The organism is Xanthomonas vasicola pv. musacearum NCPPB 4379, from assembly GCF_000277895.2.
GTDB lineage: Bacteria > Pseudomonadota > Gammaproteobacteria > Xanthomonadales > Xanthomonadaceae > Xanthomonas > Xanthomonas vasicola.
This window is the reverse complement of record NZ_CP034655.1, coordinates 1847286-1861939: the sequence shown is the minus strand read 5'-3', so window position 1 is coordinate 1861939 and position 14654 is coordinate 1847286. Positions and strand designations below refer to the sequence as shown.

Annotated in this window: 13 protein-coding genes; 4 read left to right on the top strand and 9 right to left on the bottom strand. The window is 62.2% G+C overall.

Translation table 11 applies throughout. From position 1 onward, the window contains the following. Positions 1 to 4: 4 nt before the first annotated feature. The 5 genes from ppnN to grxD all read right to left on the bottom strand — a co-directional run bounded on the left by ppnN (position 5) and on the right by grxD (position 7012). Entirely contained in the window at positions 5 to 1390 is a 1386-nt protein-coding gene (gene ppnN / locus KWO_RS08740) for a nucleotide 5'-monophosphate nucleosidase PpnN (RefSeq protein ID WP_010371268.1), read from the bottom strand. Positions 1391 to 1496: 106 nt separating this feature from the next. Beyond that, complete coding sequence (locus tag KWO_RS08735) at positions 1497 to 4721, bottom strand: TonB-dependent receptor (RefSeq protein ID WP_010375841.1); 3225 nt, start codon at positions 4719 to 4721, stop codon at positions 1497 to 1499. 634 nt (positions 4722 to 5355) lie between these two features. Further along, positions 5356 to 5955, bottom strand: coding sequence for a YhgN family NAAT transporter (locus tag KWO_RS08730; protein WP_010371261.1), 600 nt, complete (start codon positions 5953 to 5955; stop codon positions 5356 to 5358). Beyond that, entirely contained in the window at positions 5952 to 6695 is a 744-nt protein-coding gene (locus KWO_RS08725) for an SDR family NAD(P)-dependent oxidoreductase (protein WP_017112144.1), read from the bottom strand. Before KWO_RS08725 ends, KWO_RS08730 begins: the two co-directional genes overlap by 4 nt. Then, positions 6692 to 7012, bottom strand: coding sequence for a Grx4 family monothiol glutaredoxin (grxD, locus tag KWO_RS08720; RefSeq protein ID WP_010371249.1), 321 nt, complete (start codon positions 7010 to 7012; stop codon positions 6692 to 6694). Before grxD ends, KWO_RS08725 begins: the two co-directional genes overlap by 4 nt. Positions 7013 to 7133: 121 nt before the next feature. Here grxD and KWO_RS08715 point away from each other — a divergent pair, with 121 nt between their 5' ends. After that, complete coding sequence (locus KWO_RS08715) at positions 7134 to 7712, top strand: superoxide dismutase (RefSeq protein ID WP_010371246.1); 579 nt, start codon at positions 7134 to 7136, stop codon at positions 7710 to 7712. 137 nt (positions 7713 to 7849) lie between these two features. Here KWO_RS08715 and KWO_RS08710 read toward each other — a convergent pair whose 3' ends face one another. Together KWO_RS08710 and purE are read right to left on the bottom strand one after the other, a co-directional pair. Continuing rightward, on the bottom strand, positions 7850 to 8995 hold the full coding sequence (locus KWO_RS08710) for a 5-(carboxyamino)imidazole ribonucleotide synthase (RefSeq protein ID WP_010375846.1): 1146 nt from the start codon (positions 8993 to 8995) through the stop codon (positions 7850 to 7852). Continuing rightward, positions 8992 to 9495 carry a 5-(carboxyamino)imidazole ribonucleotide mutase gene (purE, locus tag KWO_RS08705; protein ID WP_010371236.1) on the bottom strand — a complete coding sequence of 168 codons (504 nt, stop codon included), beginning with the start codon at positions 9493 to 9495 and terminating at the stop codon, positions 8992 to 8994. The genes KWO_RS08710 and purE overlap by 4 nt, the downstream gene beginning before the upstream one ends. Positions 9496 to 9553: 58 nt before the next feature. On the opposite strand from purE, the gene KWO_RS08700 reads away from it, so the two are divergent. The 3 genes from KWO_RS08700 (at position 9554) to KWO_RS08690 (ending at position 11823) form a co-directional block, all read left to right on the top strand. After that, positions 9554 to 9823 (top strand): Trm112 family protein, encoded by a 270-nt coding sequence (locus tag KWO_RS08700; protein ID WP_010371233.1) that lies wholly within the window; start codon positions 9554 to 9556, stop codon positions 9821 to 9823. Continuing rightward, entirely contained in the window at positions 9820 to 10707 is an 888-nt protein-coding gene (nadC, locus tag KWO_RS08695) for a carboxylating nicotinate-nucleotide diphosphorylase (RefSeq protein ID WP_017112142.1), read from the top strand. The genes KWO_RS08700 and nadC overlap by 4 nt, the downstream gene beginning before the upstream one ends. Before the next feature lie 63 nt (positions 10708 to 10770). Beyond that, a complete protein-coding gene (locus KWO_RS08690; protein WP_017112141.1) occupies positions 10771 to 11823 on the top strand; it encodes a DUF2272 domain-containing protein in 1053 nt (350 codons plus the stop codon). Positions 11824 to 12096: 273 nt separating this feature from the next. On the opposite strand, the gene pnp is transcribed toward KWO_RS08690, so the two are convergent. Together pnp and rpsO are read right to left on the bottom strand one after the other, a co-directional pair. Further along, positions 12097 to 14211, bottom strand: coding sequence for a polyribonucleotide nucleotidyltransferase (gene pnp / locus KWO_RS08685; RefSeq protein ID WP_010371227.1), 2115 nt, complete (start codon positions 14209 to 14211; stop codon positions 12097 to 12099). A 169-nt stretch (positions 14212 to 14380) separates the two neighbouring features. Next, positions 14381 to 14641 carry a 30S ribosomal protein S15 gene (rpsO, locus tag KWO_RS08680; protein ID WP_010371226.1) on the bottom strand — a complete coding sequence of 87 codons (261 nt, stop codon included), beginning with the start codon at positions 14639 to 14641 and terminating at the stop codon, positions 14381 to 14383. Between the last annotated feature and the right edge of the window lie 13 nt (positions 14642 to 14654).

Sequence of the window (14654 nt, the reverse complement as noted above, 5' to 3'; positions counted from 1 at the left end):
ACAATCAAGTCACCACCCGATAACACGGCCGATAGTCTCCCGAGATCTTCATCCGCCGCTGCTCGACGAAGCCGCGCAGCAGCTCATCCAGAGCCTGCATGATCCCGGGGTCGCCGTGGATTTCGAAGGGGCCGAACTCCTCGATGCGGCGCATGCCGTCTTCCTTGACGTTGCCGGCGACGATGCCCGAGAAGGCGCGGCGCAGGTCGGCGGCCAGGGCTGGTGCCGGGCGGCCGTGATGCAGATCCAGCGCGGCCATTGCTTCGTGGCTGGGCTCGAACGGTTGCTGGTACTCGAGCGGGATGTGCACGGACCAGTTGAAGTAATACGAGTCCTTCTGGTCCTTGCGGTGCGCGCGCACCTCGCGGACCCCTTCGGCCATGCGGCGCGCGACTGCGACGGGATCGCCGACGATGATCTCGTAGCGCGATGCAGCTGCATCACCCAAGGTCAGGCGGATGAAACGGTCGATTTGCTCGAAGTATGGTGCGGCGATGGTCGGGCCGGTGAGAATTAGCGGGAACGGCAGGTCAGCATTTTCCTCGCGCAGCAAGATGCCGAGCAGGTAGAGAATTTCTTCCGCGGTACCGACGCCGCCCGGGAATACCAGAATGCCGTGCCCGATGCGGACGAAGGCCTCGAGACGTTTCTCGATGTCCGGCATGATCACCAGATGGTTGACGATCGGGTTCGGCGATTCGGCGGCGATGATGCCGGGTTCGGTGACCCCGATGTAGCGGGTATTGTGCTTGCGCTGCTTGGCATGCGCGATGGTGGCGCCCTTCATGGGGCCCTTCATGGCGCCCGGCCCGCAACCGGTGCAGATATCAAATCCACGCAGGCCGAGCTCATAGCCGACTTGCTTGGTGTACAGGTATTCGTCGCGCGAGATGGAATGCCCGCCCCAGCACACGACCAAGTTTGGGTCCAACGGCTGCAGGATGCGCGCATTGCGCAGCTGGCCGAACACGGCATTGGTGATGCCCTCGCTGGTGTCGAGATCGGCGCGTTGCGCTTCGAGTTCGATGGCCATGTAAGCGAGATCGCGTACAACAGCGAACAACAGCTCGGCCACGCCGCGGATGATTTCGCCATCGACGAAGGCCATCGCCGGCGCGTTAGTCAGATCGATGCGGATGCCACGATCCTGCTGGTTCACCTGGATGTCGAAATCCGTATACAGATCGCGCGCGGCGCGCGGGTCGTCAGATGCGCTACCGCTGGTCAGCACGGCCAGCGCGCAACGGCGCAACAAGTCATGCATGCCACCGCTGGATGCATCACGCAGCCGAGCAACTTCCGCCTTGGACAACACATCCAGGCCACCACGCGGATAAATCCGCGCATCCACCACCGGCAGCGCCCGTGCTGCCGTATTGCTGAGTTCCATAGCATGCTCCTGTCGTATGCACGGAACTTTAGCGTACTCACCCGCACAAAAGAAAACGGCCGGGAGACTCCGGCCGTTTTTGCAGACTTCGACACGCTAGCAAGCGTTAGAACTGGTAGCGGAAGCCCAGCTGCAGCGCCCAGCGGGAGATGCCCTTGTCGTCGTAGACGGTCGCGGCATCCGGCTCGTTGAAGCGGTAAACATACTTGCCAGTCGCCGCGTCGATACCGCCGTATTCAGCAACACCCTTGAAGCCCGGGAATGCGTACTCATCGACGCGGCCCCACTTCTTGTTGAGCAGGTTGCCCACGTTCATGACGTCGACCCAGATCTGCGCCTTGTTGCCATCGAAGAAGCCAGGAAGCTCCTGCTCGATGTGTAGATCGAACTGGTTGACCCAGGAATTACGTACCGCATTGCGGCTAGCAACCTGGCCCTTGTGCGTGGACAAGTACTGGTCATTGTTGACGTAGTTCCAGAACGCGTTTTCTTCGGCCGCGTTACGGAACAGTACATCGCCGCGCGCCGCCGGGATGTACAACAGGTCATTGGAGCGACCGTCGCCATTGGCATCGTTGTCGAACGTATAGCTGTAGGGACGACCGCTGCGGCCTTGATACACCAGACCGACCTTCGTTGCAAAATCGCCGAAAAAATTATGCTTCCACTGCAGCGTACCCAGGAAACTGTCCTTGATTTCGTATGCCGAGGTTGCATTGACCTCTTCATTCGCCTGGAAGGTTGCGGTGTTGAGCAGCTGCGACCCCGAAGTGGAACTGGTCAGACCGCTGACTTCCTTCGCGTTCGAGTAGGTGTAAGCCAAGCTCCACGACCAGTCGCTGTCGTTGAACGGCTTGTTCAAGCCGACAGTGAAACTCTGCGAGCCACCCTGATCGGTGGGGCGCGCAATGATGGCATCGTTGAAGCTCATGTTGCGACCAGCACGGATGTCGGTACCGCTGTTCACACATGACGAACCAGCCGCCACACCCGTTTCGCGGAGACATGCATTACCCAGGGAATTCCAGTTAGCCGGATTGCGGCCATTGGCATTCCAGTAGATATCACGACCATCCTGGCCAACTGCCGTCGGATTACCGAGATTGAGCTGCTGGTAATAAATCGCTTCCTTGACCTTGGTCACCACACCTTCCATCGAGGCGAAGATGCCGTACCAGGGCAACTCGGTATCGAAGGCGAGGTTTGCTTTCCAAACGGACGGCTGGCTCAGATCCTTGTCAACAAAGTCGACCGACTGCGTGGCGCCCGATGTTCCGCGCGGCTGGTTGTTGATATCCGGCGTGAAGCGGATACCACTGTTGGACGCGTTGTTGAAGTTGTAATCGGTATAAGCCAAACCAGTATTGGAATACGGATTGGACAACCAAACCGACGCGGCAGCACCCTGGAACAGGCCAACGCCGCCACGCAGCTGGGTCGGACGATCTGCATCGAAGGTGTAGTTGAAACCAAAGCGCGGCTGCCACAAGCCGTTGCCGTCAATGGTTTCATCATTGCGAAGACCGAATGCGTTAAACGCAGCCTGGTTGAACTGCGGCGAGTTCTTCACCATCGGCTCGTCATAACGCAGGCCGAAGTTCAGTGTCAGGTTGCTATTGACGGCCCAAGAATCCTGCAAGAACACGCCCACGTTCCGCATGCCCCACTTCGCAGCGATATTGTCGATACCGGTGGGCGAATACGAGTAACGATACGCGTTCGGCAAATTTGCCTGGTAATTGGCAACCGAGTTGAAGGTGTAGCTACCGAAAACACGCGGACCATACAAGTTGTAGATGTCGTTGTCTTCGTAGTCGAACCCGAACTTGACCGTGTGGTCATTAAAGAACAGCGTGCCGGCGAAGAACGCGTTCCAGGTTTCGGTGCGCAACTCATTAGCCTGAGTATTGGCTTCAGTACCCAGATTTAAGGTGTTGTTGCCGAAACGCACGGCGATGGCCGGCAACTGCGATGCCGCAGTACGAACTGCCGAGTAATCGCGATAAGACACCTTGGCTTCGGTCGAGAAAGTATCGGTCCAGTCGCTGAACAACTGACCGGTGTAGGTCTCGAGTTCGAAGTCGCGCACATAGTGGTACGAGTTCAACGCCAGCTGGTTGTTGCCGAACCCATTGAGATTGGCCGTGCTCTGCTCGGACTTGCCATAGCGGAACGAACCACGATGCTTGTCGCTGATGTTCCAATCCAGCTTGAAGCCCTTCTCTTCTGAATCAGAATCCAATGCCGGCAAGGCCAGGGTCCCAGGGTCGAAGCCATAGACATTGCGCGAGATATCGATCACCTGATCGACCTGCGCCTGGGTAATACCGACTTCATTGCTGGCACCAGAACCGGCTGGACCGTAGCCACTGTTACCGGTAAACACACCCTTACCCTTGTACTTCTCGTAGTTGGCGAAGAAGAACAATTTGTCCTTGACGATCGGTCCGCCCAAGGTCAGACCATATGTCGCTTCGTTGTCGAACAGCTGCGGGCGGATGTTGTTCTGGTTCTTGCCCGACCAGTCGTTCTCGCGATAAGTGCCATAGACCGAACCATGGAATTCGTTGGTGCCCGACTTGGTGACGGCATTGATCACGCCACCGGTGCCGCCACTGATCGTAACGTCGTAGTTGGCCACGTCCACCGAAATTTCATCGATGACGTCCATCGAGAACGGCTGGCGCGGGGTCGGCAGGCTGTTGGATTCCAGACCGAAGGCGTCGTTGGTGCTGATGCCGTCGACGCGGATCGCGTTGTAGCGCGGGTTCTGGCCCGCGATGGAGATTTCGTTGCGAGCCTTGTCGGTTTGCGCAACGCGCGGATCCAGGCGCACATAGTCCTGCAGGTTACGGTTGATCGACGGCAGCGACTCGATTTCTTCGCGGGTCACGTTGGTACCGGTGCCCATCTTGTTGGCGCTGAAAATGGCCGAGCCGTAGTTGCCGGCGATGGCCTGTACGGTGCCCAGCGTCTCCATATCGCCGCCCAGGGCGGCATCGACCTGGTTGACCTTGTCCAGATTCAGATACACGCCTTCGCGCGTGGTGTTGCCAGCGCCTGAGGCGGTAATGGTGATGGTGTACGGCCCGCCCACACGCAAGCCGCGCGCGTTATAGCGTCCGCTGGCATCAGTGGTGGCGCGGCTGACCGTGCCGGATTCGACGTGGGTGATCGTCACTTCGGCATTGGGCACCGGCTGACCACCGCTGCTGGTTACCAGGCCAGCGACGCCGGCTGAAGTGCTCTGGGCAAAGACGGGGGCAGCAGCGAGCGCGGCGACAAGGCCAAGCGTCAGCTTGGACATGCGGAGATAACGGGGGTGGGTCATTTCGGTAGCCTCGATACAGGTTGGGCAGTGACAAAAAGGCGCAGTCAGCCCAACCGTTCCCGGGGGTGGGCTGCCGATGATCTGGGGTCCCTTGCCGCGCGACTGGTTGCTGCCGCAACGGTTAACAACAGATTAACACGCTAAGGCCTCATTGTGACGGCGGCGTGACAAACTTCGCGCACTGCAACATGAACTGCGCATGTGACGGCGTAGGCGCCAGATTGAGCAAGATCGCAGCGGGATCGAGACCTTCGTCGCAGGTTCAGACCGGTTGAACCATTAGGAAAGGATCGTAGCGATCAAACAGCTGCATTCGTCTATCGAATGCGCCCGGCGCATGTCGATGTCACACGCCAATTGCACTTCGCAATATGACACCGAACTGCGGGGTTGCCGAAACGAGCAGATGCACTCAAAACGGTGACGAACTGCGGCCAGCGGCTTCTTCTCCACCATCCAGCAACAGACGCCCCGTCCATCCTTTTTAGCGTTATGTCGCGCTAGTCAGCCGCCTGCGCTATGGGCAGCGAGCACACGAACCGAGCAAGGGGCGAAATGGGTGGAGAACCAACTCATCGTGCACGCTCCCGCACGCACGCGACGGACCGCAGGGCTCCCCTTCCTCAATGACGCGCTAAATGGATACCGGCAGCTTGAAATACGTACCCAGGCCGTCCAGGAACATCTGTACCGAGATGGCGACCAGCAGCATGCCCATCAGGCGCTCGATGGCCGTCAGGGCGCGGTGTCCGAGTAGTTTGTACAGCAGCGGCGCGGAAGCAAGAATCGACGCGGCACCGATCCAGGCGATCATCAGCGCCAGGCTCCAGTCCCAGAGCCGCGTGGGCTCGTTGCTGCCCATGAGCATGACCGCAGCCATGCCGGACGGGCCGGCCACCAGCGGGATGGCCAGCGGCACGATGAAGGGCTCGCCGTCGGGGATTTCCCCCATCAGGCCTTCGGGCCGCGGGAAGATCATGCGGATGCCGATCAGGAACAGCACGATGCCGCCGGCGATGGCCACCGACTCCTGGCGCAGGTGCATCAGCTCCAGCGCGTACTTGCCACCCCACAGGAACGCCATCAACACGCACAGCGCAATCAGCAGTTCACGCGCAAGCACGAAGCGCTGGCGCTTGGGCGGCAACGGCTTGAGCACGCTGAGAAACACTGGAATATTGCCCAGCGGATCGAGAATCAGGAACAGCAGCAGCGCCGCTGAAAGAATGGTCATACCGACGGACTCCAGATCGCGCCGCGCTGGGTCGCCCCAGCGGCGGACAACACGCTGACGCACGCGGGTGCGTAACGTGCGGCATCGACCGCGTCGCTGTCTTCGTGATGGGTGAAAGCGCGTGCGCGTAATGCGGTGCGCATCGGGCCGGGCTGCAGGCCGCTGACGCGGACCGGGCCAGCGGCAGTTTCATGATGCATGCTGGCGATCAGACCGCGTTGCGCATATTGGGCGGCGCCATACGCCCCCCAATATGCCTGGCCGACACGCGCGGGGTCATCCACCACAAATACAACCGCCGCATCGTGCTGCTGACGCAATAGCGGCAAGCATGCCTGGGTCAGCCACGCGCGCGCGGTCAGGTTGACGTGCAAGGTGCGCGCGAAGTCCGCAGGTGCGGCAAGTTCGGCCGGCGTCAGGCCGGCAAAGTCGGCAGCGCAGTGCAGCAAGCCGTGCAGCCCGCCGAGCTCCGTCCGCAACCGTTGCGCCAGCGTGGCGTAGTCGTCCGGCGTGGCGCCGGCCAGATCCAGCGGATACAGCAGCGGCTCGGCACCCAGTGCTGCAACGACGTCATACACGCGCTCCAACGGGCGCAGCTTGCGGCCAAGCAAGACCACGGTGGCGCCTGCGGCGGCGCATGCCTGCGCCGCCGCCGCGCCGAGGCCACCGGCAGCGCCGGTGATCAGCACGACGCGACCCGATAAGTCGGCGGTTTGAGGCTGGGCCTGCGCCGAACTCACGGGTGGTAGGCCTCGCTGACAATGCGCTTGAGCTCGCCGGCCTCGAACAATTCCAGCGTGATGTCGCAACCGCCGATCAGTTCGCCATGAATGAACAATTGCGGGAAGGTCGGCCAGTTGGAATAGCGCGGCAAATTGGCGCGTATCTCCGGCTCTTCAAGTACGTTGACCGTGCGCAGCTGATCGGCACCGGCGGCCACCAGGGCCTGCACAGCGCGACTGGAGAACTCGCACATCGGGAATTGCGGGTTGCCTTTCATGAACAGCACGATCGGGTGTTGTTCGACTTCGGCCTGGATCCGTTCCATCACCGGCATTGGACTCTCCTGACTGGGAGCGGCAGGCCCGACCGCCGGGTCGGATAAACTTCCGCAAAGTCGCGCATTGTAAGCCTTCAGCGCGACCTATCGCCGCACTCCCTTCGCTGCCACTGACATCATGCCGATCGAACACGTTGCACTGCCCTACTCCCGCGCTGCCCTGGAACCGCATCTGTCGTCTGCGACGCTGGAGGCGCATCACGGTGTCTGCCATCGCAACGAGGTGGAACAACTCAACGCGTGCATCGAAGGCAGCGAGTTTGCCGAGCTGACGCTGGAAGAAATCATCGCGCAGGCGCAAGGCACGCTGTTTCATCTCGCCGCGCAGGTGTGGAACCACAATTTCTACTGGCAGTGCCTGCGTCCGCGCGCTGGCGGCGAGCCGCTTGGACGGCTCGGCGACAGCATCGCCAAATCGTTCGGCGACTTCGTGCATTTCAAACAAGAATTCAATCGCGTGGCCTTGACCAGCTTCGGATCGGGCTGGGTGTGGCTGGTGCAGCGCCCGGACGGCGCGTTGGCAGTAGTCGCCACACCCAATGCCTCCACCCCGCTCACCGGGCCGGACATTCCGCTACTCGCTTGCGACATCTGGGAACACGCGTATTACCTGGATTACCAGCAGGATCGCGCGCGCTACCTGGGTGCTTTCTGGAAGCTGGTCAACTGGGATTTTGTCGCAAGCCGGCTGGGCTGACCGCTCAGCTTGCGTTAGCAGTTGGTCACTGGCTCATCTGCTAACGGAGTTGCCGAACGTCTTCGATCACGGCACCAATGCGTCATCGCGGAAAACGACTTACACAGCGCCGGATCAGCGCTGATGCGCTAAGCGCATCAGCCTTCGTTCAAGCGCGCAACTACCGGCCCAACTTGCGGATCGCGCAGCAACGCCGTGCCTGCATCGCTCACTGCCGATGCAAGCGCCTGCACCGTCTCCGCACGCAGCGTTGCGTGCCCTACCTTGCGGCCATCGCGTGCTTGCTTGCCGTAGTCGTGCCAATGCCCGCCAGGTACCGCCAGAAACGCCGCGGCGTCCGGCATCGCGCCCAGCCAGTTGAGCATGCAGGCGTGGCCGCGCATCGCCGTGCTGCCCAGCGGCAAGCCAAGGACGGCACGCACATGGTTTTCGAACTGCGAGGTCTCGGCGCCTTCGATGGTCCAATGCCCCGAGTTGTGCACGCGCGGCGCCATTTCGTTGGCCAGCAGCTCGCCGTCGCGCACGAACAGTTCCAGCGCAAAGACGCCGACATAATCGAGCTTTTCCGCCACTGCGCGCGCGTGCGATTCGGCCAAAATTTGTAGTGTTGTGTCTACGCTCGCCGGCGCCAGGCTGGCCGACAGCACACCGTCCACGTGCCAGTTCTCAGTCAACGGCCAGGCGCGAAATTCGCCATCGCGCCCGCGTACTGCCACCACGCTCACCTCGCGCTGAAACGGCACGAACGCTTCCACGATCAAGCCAACGTGCGCGGCCTGCGCGCCGAGTGCGCCCCATGCGGCATCGGCATCGGCGAGCGTCTTGATGCGGAACTGGCCCTTGCCGTCATAGCCGAAGCGGCGCGTCTTCAGCACGCACGGCGTGCCGATGCGCGCAAGCGCTGCATCCAGACCGGCGCGGTCGTCGATCGCGGCAAACTCCGGTACCGGAATGCCGAGCTCGCGGAACAAGGTTTTTTCGCTGAGCCGGTCCTGCGCAACTGCAAGCGCAGCCGGGCTCGGGTACACAGGCACCTGCGCGGCAAGTTGCCGCGCGCTGGTGGCCGGCACGTTTTCGAAGTCGAAGGTGATCACATCCACCTGTTCGGCGAAGGCAGCAAGTGCCGCGGCGTCATCGAACGCACCCACCTGCAGCGGCGCCACCTGCCCTGCGCAAGCATCGGCCACCGGATCGAATACCGCAAAGCGTATGCCCAGCGGCGCACCGGCCAGCACCAACATGCGCGCCAGCTGGCCGCCACCCAGAATGCCGACAGTGCTCATTGGCGCGGGTCGTCGCTGGCCATGACGTCGTCGGTCTGCTTGGCGCGGAACTGCGCTAATGCTTCACCGATCTGCGCCTGCTCGGGCGCCAGCATGGCCGCCGCAAACAACGCTGCATTGGCCGCACCCGCATTGCCGATGGCAAAGGTGGCCACCGGAATGCCGGCCGGCATCTGCACGATCGACAGCAGCGAATCCATGCCGTTGAGCGCCTTGGACTGCACCGGCACGCCGAGTACCGGCACTGCGGTCTTGGCGGCCAGCATGCCCGGCAGATGCGCCGCGCCGCCGGCGCCGGCGATGATCGCGCGCAGGCCGCGTTCGCCAGCCTGTTCGGCATAGGTGAACAACACGTCCGGGGTGCGGTGCGCCGAAACCACCTTGACTTCGTACGGCACGCCCAGCGCGTCGAGCTTCTGAGCTGCGTGTTGCATGGTTTCCCAATCCGAACGGGAGCCCATCACGATGCCGACCAGCGGCGCGGAGTGGTTGGAGGTCATGGCCCTGCCCTGCGGTAAAGACGTATTCTAGCCAATCTCCAGGCAAGACAAGACTTCGATGGATCGCAAATTGCTCGACCTGCTGTGCTCCCCCGACACCCGCCAGCCGCTTTCGCTGCTCGACGGCAAGGGCCTGGAAGCACTCAACGCCGCCATTGCCGGCGGAACCCTGCAGCGCGCCGATGGCGCCGCCCAGACCCAGCCTCTGCGCGAGGCATTGATTACCCGCGACCGCAAGCAGATCTTCCGCGTCGATGACGGCATTCCGGTGCTGCTGGCTGAAGAAGCCATCGCCACCACGCAAATCGCCGACTTCCCCGAGAAGTGAGCCTGCCCCTGCACACCAACGTGCCGGTCGCGCCACCCGCCGAATCGATCCAAGCCGATGTGGCGCGCGCGCTGGGCGAAGACATCGGCAACGGCGATGTGACCGCAGCGCTGCTACCCGACCAGGCCGACAGCGCCTATTTGCTGTGTAAGCAGGATGCGGTGATCGCCGGCCGTCCCTGGTTCGATGCCACCCACCGCGCGCTCGACCCGCAAGTGCGCATCGACTGGCAGGTGCACGAAGGCCAGCACGTGGCTGCCGGCACGGTGCTCGCGCTGCTGCACGGGCGTAGCCGTAGCCTGGTCAGTGCCGAACGCACGTCGCTCAATTTCATGCAGACGCTGTCGGCCACGGCAACCACCACCGCGGCGTATGTGGCGGCGGTGGCCGGGACGCACGCGCGTATTCTGGACACACGCAAGACGCTCCCGGGCCTGCGCGCCGCGCAGAAATACGCCGTGCGCTGCGGCGGTGGCGACAATCACCGCATCGGCCTATTCGACACGGTGATGCTCAAGGAAAACCACATCCGTGCCGCCGGGTCGTTGAGCGCTGCCGTGCATGCCGCACGCGCGCAGCAACCGCTGCTGCCGCTGGTGGTCGAAGTGGAAACGCTGGAGCAACTGCATGAAGCCTTGCAGGTCGGTTGCACGCGCATCCTGATCGATGACTTCGACCAAGCCATGCGCCGCGAAGCAGTACGTATCGTTGCCGCATTGCCGCACGAACGACGCATTCCGCTGGAAGTCTCCGGCAGCGTGGATCTGGCCGGCATTCGCGCAATCGCCGAAGACGGCGTGGACTGCATTTCGATTGGCGGGCTCACCAAGCACGTGCAGGCGGTGGATCTGTCGCTCAAACTCGGCCCGCCGCCCACCTGCTGATTTCACGCGTGCGCGCAGCCGGCTCTGGCAGCCTGCTGCGATTGTTTCCGTGCGGGACCTGCAATGACCGTAAGACCTTGGCCGTGGCTCTGCTTGTTGCTGGCAGGTGCTGGAAGCAGCGCTGCGGCTGCGGAGGTGTGCGATATCCCGCCACGGTTCGGCACCAGCCCCGCTGCGATCGCCATCGTGCACAACGCCTGCAATGAGCATCGCTTGTGGCAGCGCCCGTTTATCGATGCTAAGGGTCGCGTGGCCAGCCTGGGCGTCACCGAAGCCGAATCGGGTTATCTCGCCGACCATGGCCTGGTCGCCTGGCAACGCGTTGCGGGCTACTGGCGCGACAGCGGTACCCTTGCGTCGATGGGCGGCCGCCCCCGCGCTTCCAGCTGCGCGGCACTGCATGGCACGCGCTACACCGCCAGCGACTGCCGCGCGTTTCTGATCGATAACCCGTGGTCGGCCGCTTTCATTTCCTGGGTAATGACGCAGTCGGGGCTGAGCGGCTTTCATCGTTCCGTACGTCATCTGGATTACATCCGCAGCGCCTACAACGACGGCGCAGCTGGCCCGTACCAGTTCACTGATCCGGCGGTCGAAAAGCCCGCGCCTGGCGATCTGCTGTGTCTGCTGCGCGGGCGCAGCACCGCCTTGGGCTATGCCGGCCTTAAGGCTGCGCTCGGCGGCAGCGCGCCGATGCAGTGGCAATCGCATTGCGATGTCGTGGTGGCCGCCAACGTCGGCGGCGATCACACGCTGTACCTGATCGGCGGCAATGTGTTCAACACGGTAATGATGCGCAAGATGCCGCTGGATCGCGCCGGCCGCGTGATCTTGCCAACGCCGCAATCGGACAGCAGCCAGGACCAAAACGAAGACAGTCTGGGTATTGCCAGCGAGTGCACGCCGGCGCACGAAGAACTGTGCGACTTCAATCGCCGCGACTGGGCCGCACTTCTGAAATTGCGTCCTGATGCGGCAGTGGTGGCGCCGCCACCGACGGTGCCACTGCCCGCGCCCAACACTGCGCCCGCAGAACAAACGATGCCGCCGGGTTTCCCGCGCGTTGTCCCGCCACGTCCGGAAACGCAGCCTGCGCCGACGCAACAGCAGGGGTAAGTCGTTAGCAGTTAAACCACCTCTCCCGTCGAGAGATAGCCTGGGGTGGTGAGCGTGACGCCACCGATTTACTTCTATTGGCGCATGGCGCCGCGTCCCGGCCTGCGCGGCGGTGATATCTCCCTGCGTCGCACCCTCATCCGGCACTGCGTGCCACCTTCTCCCGATGCGAGAAGGAATTAAGCAACGCTGCACCGATCGCACACAAAAAAAAAGCGGGCCGAAGCCCGCTTTTTCGTCATGCATCACGCGTGATGCATTAGACAGCAGCGATTACTCGGCCGAAGCCGGCACGCCTTCGCCTTCTTCCACTGCCTTAATCGACAGACGGATGCGGCCCTGTTTGTCCACTTCCAGCACCTTGACGCGGACCAGATCGCCTTCCTTCAACTTGTCGCCAACCTTCTCCACGCGCTCGCTAGAAATCTGCGAGACGTGCACCAGCCCATCCTTGCCCGGCAGGATGGTGACGAACGCACCGAAGTCCATGATCTTGGCGACCTTGCCTTCGTAGATGCGGCCCGGCTCCACGTCCGAGGTGATCTGCTCGATGCGCGACTTTGCAGCCTGCGCAGCGATTGCATTCACCGAGGCGATGATGATCGTGCCGTCGTCCTGGATGTCGATCTGCGTACCGGTTTCCTTGGTGATGGCCTGGATGGTCGAGCCGCCCTTGCCGATCACTTCGCGGATCTTGTCCGGGTGGATCTTGATGGTCAGCAGGCGCGGCGCGTAGTCGCTCAGCTCCTGACGCGGGGTGGTCAGCGCATGCGCCATCTCGCCCAGGATGTGCAGACGGCCAGCCTTGGCCTGCTGCAGTGCCTGCTTCATGATTTCTTCGGTGATGCCTTCGATCTTGATGTCCATCTGCAGCGCGGACACGCCTTCGGCAGTACCGGCCACCTTGAAGTCCATGTCGCCGAGGTGATCTTCGTCACCCAGGATGTCGGAGAGCACGACGAAGTCGTTACCTTCCTTGACCAGACCCATCGCGATACCGGCAACCGGTGCCTTGATCGGCACACCGGCGTCCATCAGCGCCAGCGAGCTGCCGCAGACCGATGCCATCGAGGACGAACCGTTGGACTCGGTGATTTCCGAAACCACACGGATGGTGTAAGGGAATTCTTCCAGGCTCGGCATCACGGCGAGCACGCCGCGCTTGGCCAGACGGCCATGACCGATTTCGCGACGCTTCGGCGCACCGAAACGACCGCACTCGCCCACCGAGTACGGAGGGAAGTTGTAATGGAACAGGAAGTTTTCTTTGTACTCGCCCGAGACGGCGTCGATGACCTGACCGTCGCGCGCGGTGCCCAGCGTGGTGATCACGATCGCTTGGGTTTCGCCGCGGGTGAACAGCGCCGAACCGTGGGTACGCGGCAACACGCCAGCCTTGGCACTGATCGGACGCACGGTGTCCAGCGCGCGACCGTCGATACGCACCTTGGTGCTCAGCACCGAGCCGCGCATGGTCTGGTATTCCAGCTCGCCGAATTCCTTCGACAGATCACCGGCAGCCCAGCCTTCGATCGTGGCGCGCGGCGCCAGCACACCCAGCACATCTTTCTTGATGGCCGAAATCGCGTCTCGGCGCTGCAGCTTGTCGCGCACCTGGAACGCCGAAGCGAGCTGGTCGCCCACTGCTTCCTTCAGTGCGGCGATCATGCCGTCGTTCTTCGCCGGGGCCACCCAATCGGACGGCTTGGTGCCGGCTTCGACGGTCAGCTCGTTGATGATGTTGATGACTTTCTGCATCTCGCGATGGCCGAACGTCACCGCGCCCAGCATCACTTCTTCCGACAGCAGCTCGGCTTCGGACTCGACCATCAGCACCGCATTGGCGGTACCGGCCACGACCAGTTCCAGCTGCGAATCCTTCAGCTCGGTGACGGTCGGGTTGAGGATGTATTCGCCATTCTTGTAACCCACCTTCGCCGCAGCGATCGGGCCGTTGAACGGGGTGCCGGCCAGCGACAGCGCGGCCGATGCGCCGATCAGCGCGGCGATATCGCCGTCGATGTCCGGGTTCATCGACATCACGGTGGCGATGATCTGCACTTCGTTCTTGTAGTCCTCCGGGAACAGCGGACGGATCGGGCGATCGATCAGGCGCGAGATCAACGTTTCCTTCTCGGTCGCGCGTCCTTCGCGCTTGAAGAAGCCGCCCGGGATGCGGCCGCCAGCGTAGAACTTCTCCTGATAATCAACCGTCAGAGGAAAGAAGTCCTGCCCTTCGCGCGCGCTCTTGGCGGCGACGGCGGTGACCAGCAGTACGGTGTCGTCGAACTTAACGATGACGGCACCGCCTGCCTGGCGAGCGATTTCGCCCGTCTCGAGGGTGACGGTGTGCTTGCCGTACTGGAAGGTTTTGGTGATTTTTGCCACGGAGGTTTTTTCCCTTAGGTGTTGCTGTCTGCGTTGGACCGTCGTCGACCCATGCCGAGAACGGGCGGCCGGGAGGCTCCGGCCCAAGAGTGCGTGTTGCGAAAAACGGAGTGCGGTTGACCAAAACAAAACCGCGGCGCATCGCTGCGCCGCGGCGGTAGGGACTCGATTAGCGGCGCAGGCCGAGCTTCTCGATCAAGGACTTGTAACGCTCGTTGTCCTTCTTCTTCAGGTAGTCGAGCAGGCTGCGGCGACGGTTGACCATCTGCAGCAGACCACGACGGCTGTGGTGATCCTTCTTGTGGGTCTTGAAGTGACCGGTCAGCAACTCGATACGCGCGGTCAGCAGAGCGACCTGCACTTCCGGCGAACCGGTGTCCTGGGCGCTGCGCTTGTTGTCTTCAATAATTTTCTGGGTGTCGACGGACATGATGTTTTTCTCG

Coding starts and splice junctions, on each gene's coding strand:
- rpsO (WP_010371226.1), bottom strand. CDS start 14,641: ATGTCCGTCGACACCCAGAAAATTATTGAAGACAACAAGCGCAGCGCC.
- KWO_RS08735 (WP_010375841.1), bottom strand. CDS start 4,721: ATGACCCACCCCCGTTATCTCCGCATGTCCAAGCTGACGCTTGGCCTT.
- KWO_RS08690 (WP_017112141.1), top strand. CDS start 10,771: ATGACCGTAAGACCTTGGCCGTGGCTCTGCTTGTTGCTGGCAGGTGCT.
- ppnN (WP_010371268.1), bottom strand. CDS start 1,390: ATGGAACTCAGCAATACGGCAGCACGGGCGCTGCCGGTGGTGGATGCG.
- KWO_RS08700 (WP_010371233.1), top strand. CDS start 9,554: ATGGATCGCAAATTGCTCGACCTGCTGTGCTCCCCCGACACCCGCCAG.
- KWO_RS08710 (WP_010375846.1), bottom strand. CDS start 8,995: ATGAGCACTGTCGGCATTCTGGGTGGCGGCCAGCTGGCGCGCATGTTG.
- KWO_RS08730 (WP_010371261.1), bottom strand. CDS start 5,955: ATGACCATTCTTTCAGCGGCGCTGCTGCTGTTCCTGATTCTCGATCCG.
- grxD (WP_010371249.1), bottom strand. CDS start 7,012: ATGCCGGTGATGGAACGGATCCAGGCCGAAGTCGAACAACACCCGATC.
- purE (WP_010371236.1), bottom strand. CDS start 9,495: ATGACCTCCAACCACTCCGCGCCGCTGGTCGGCATCGTGATGGGCTCC.
- KWO_RS08715 (WP_010371246.1), top strand. CDS start 7,134: ATGCCGATCGAACACGTTGCACTGCCCTACTCCCGCGCTGCCCTGGAA.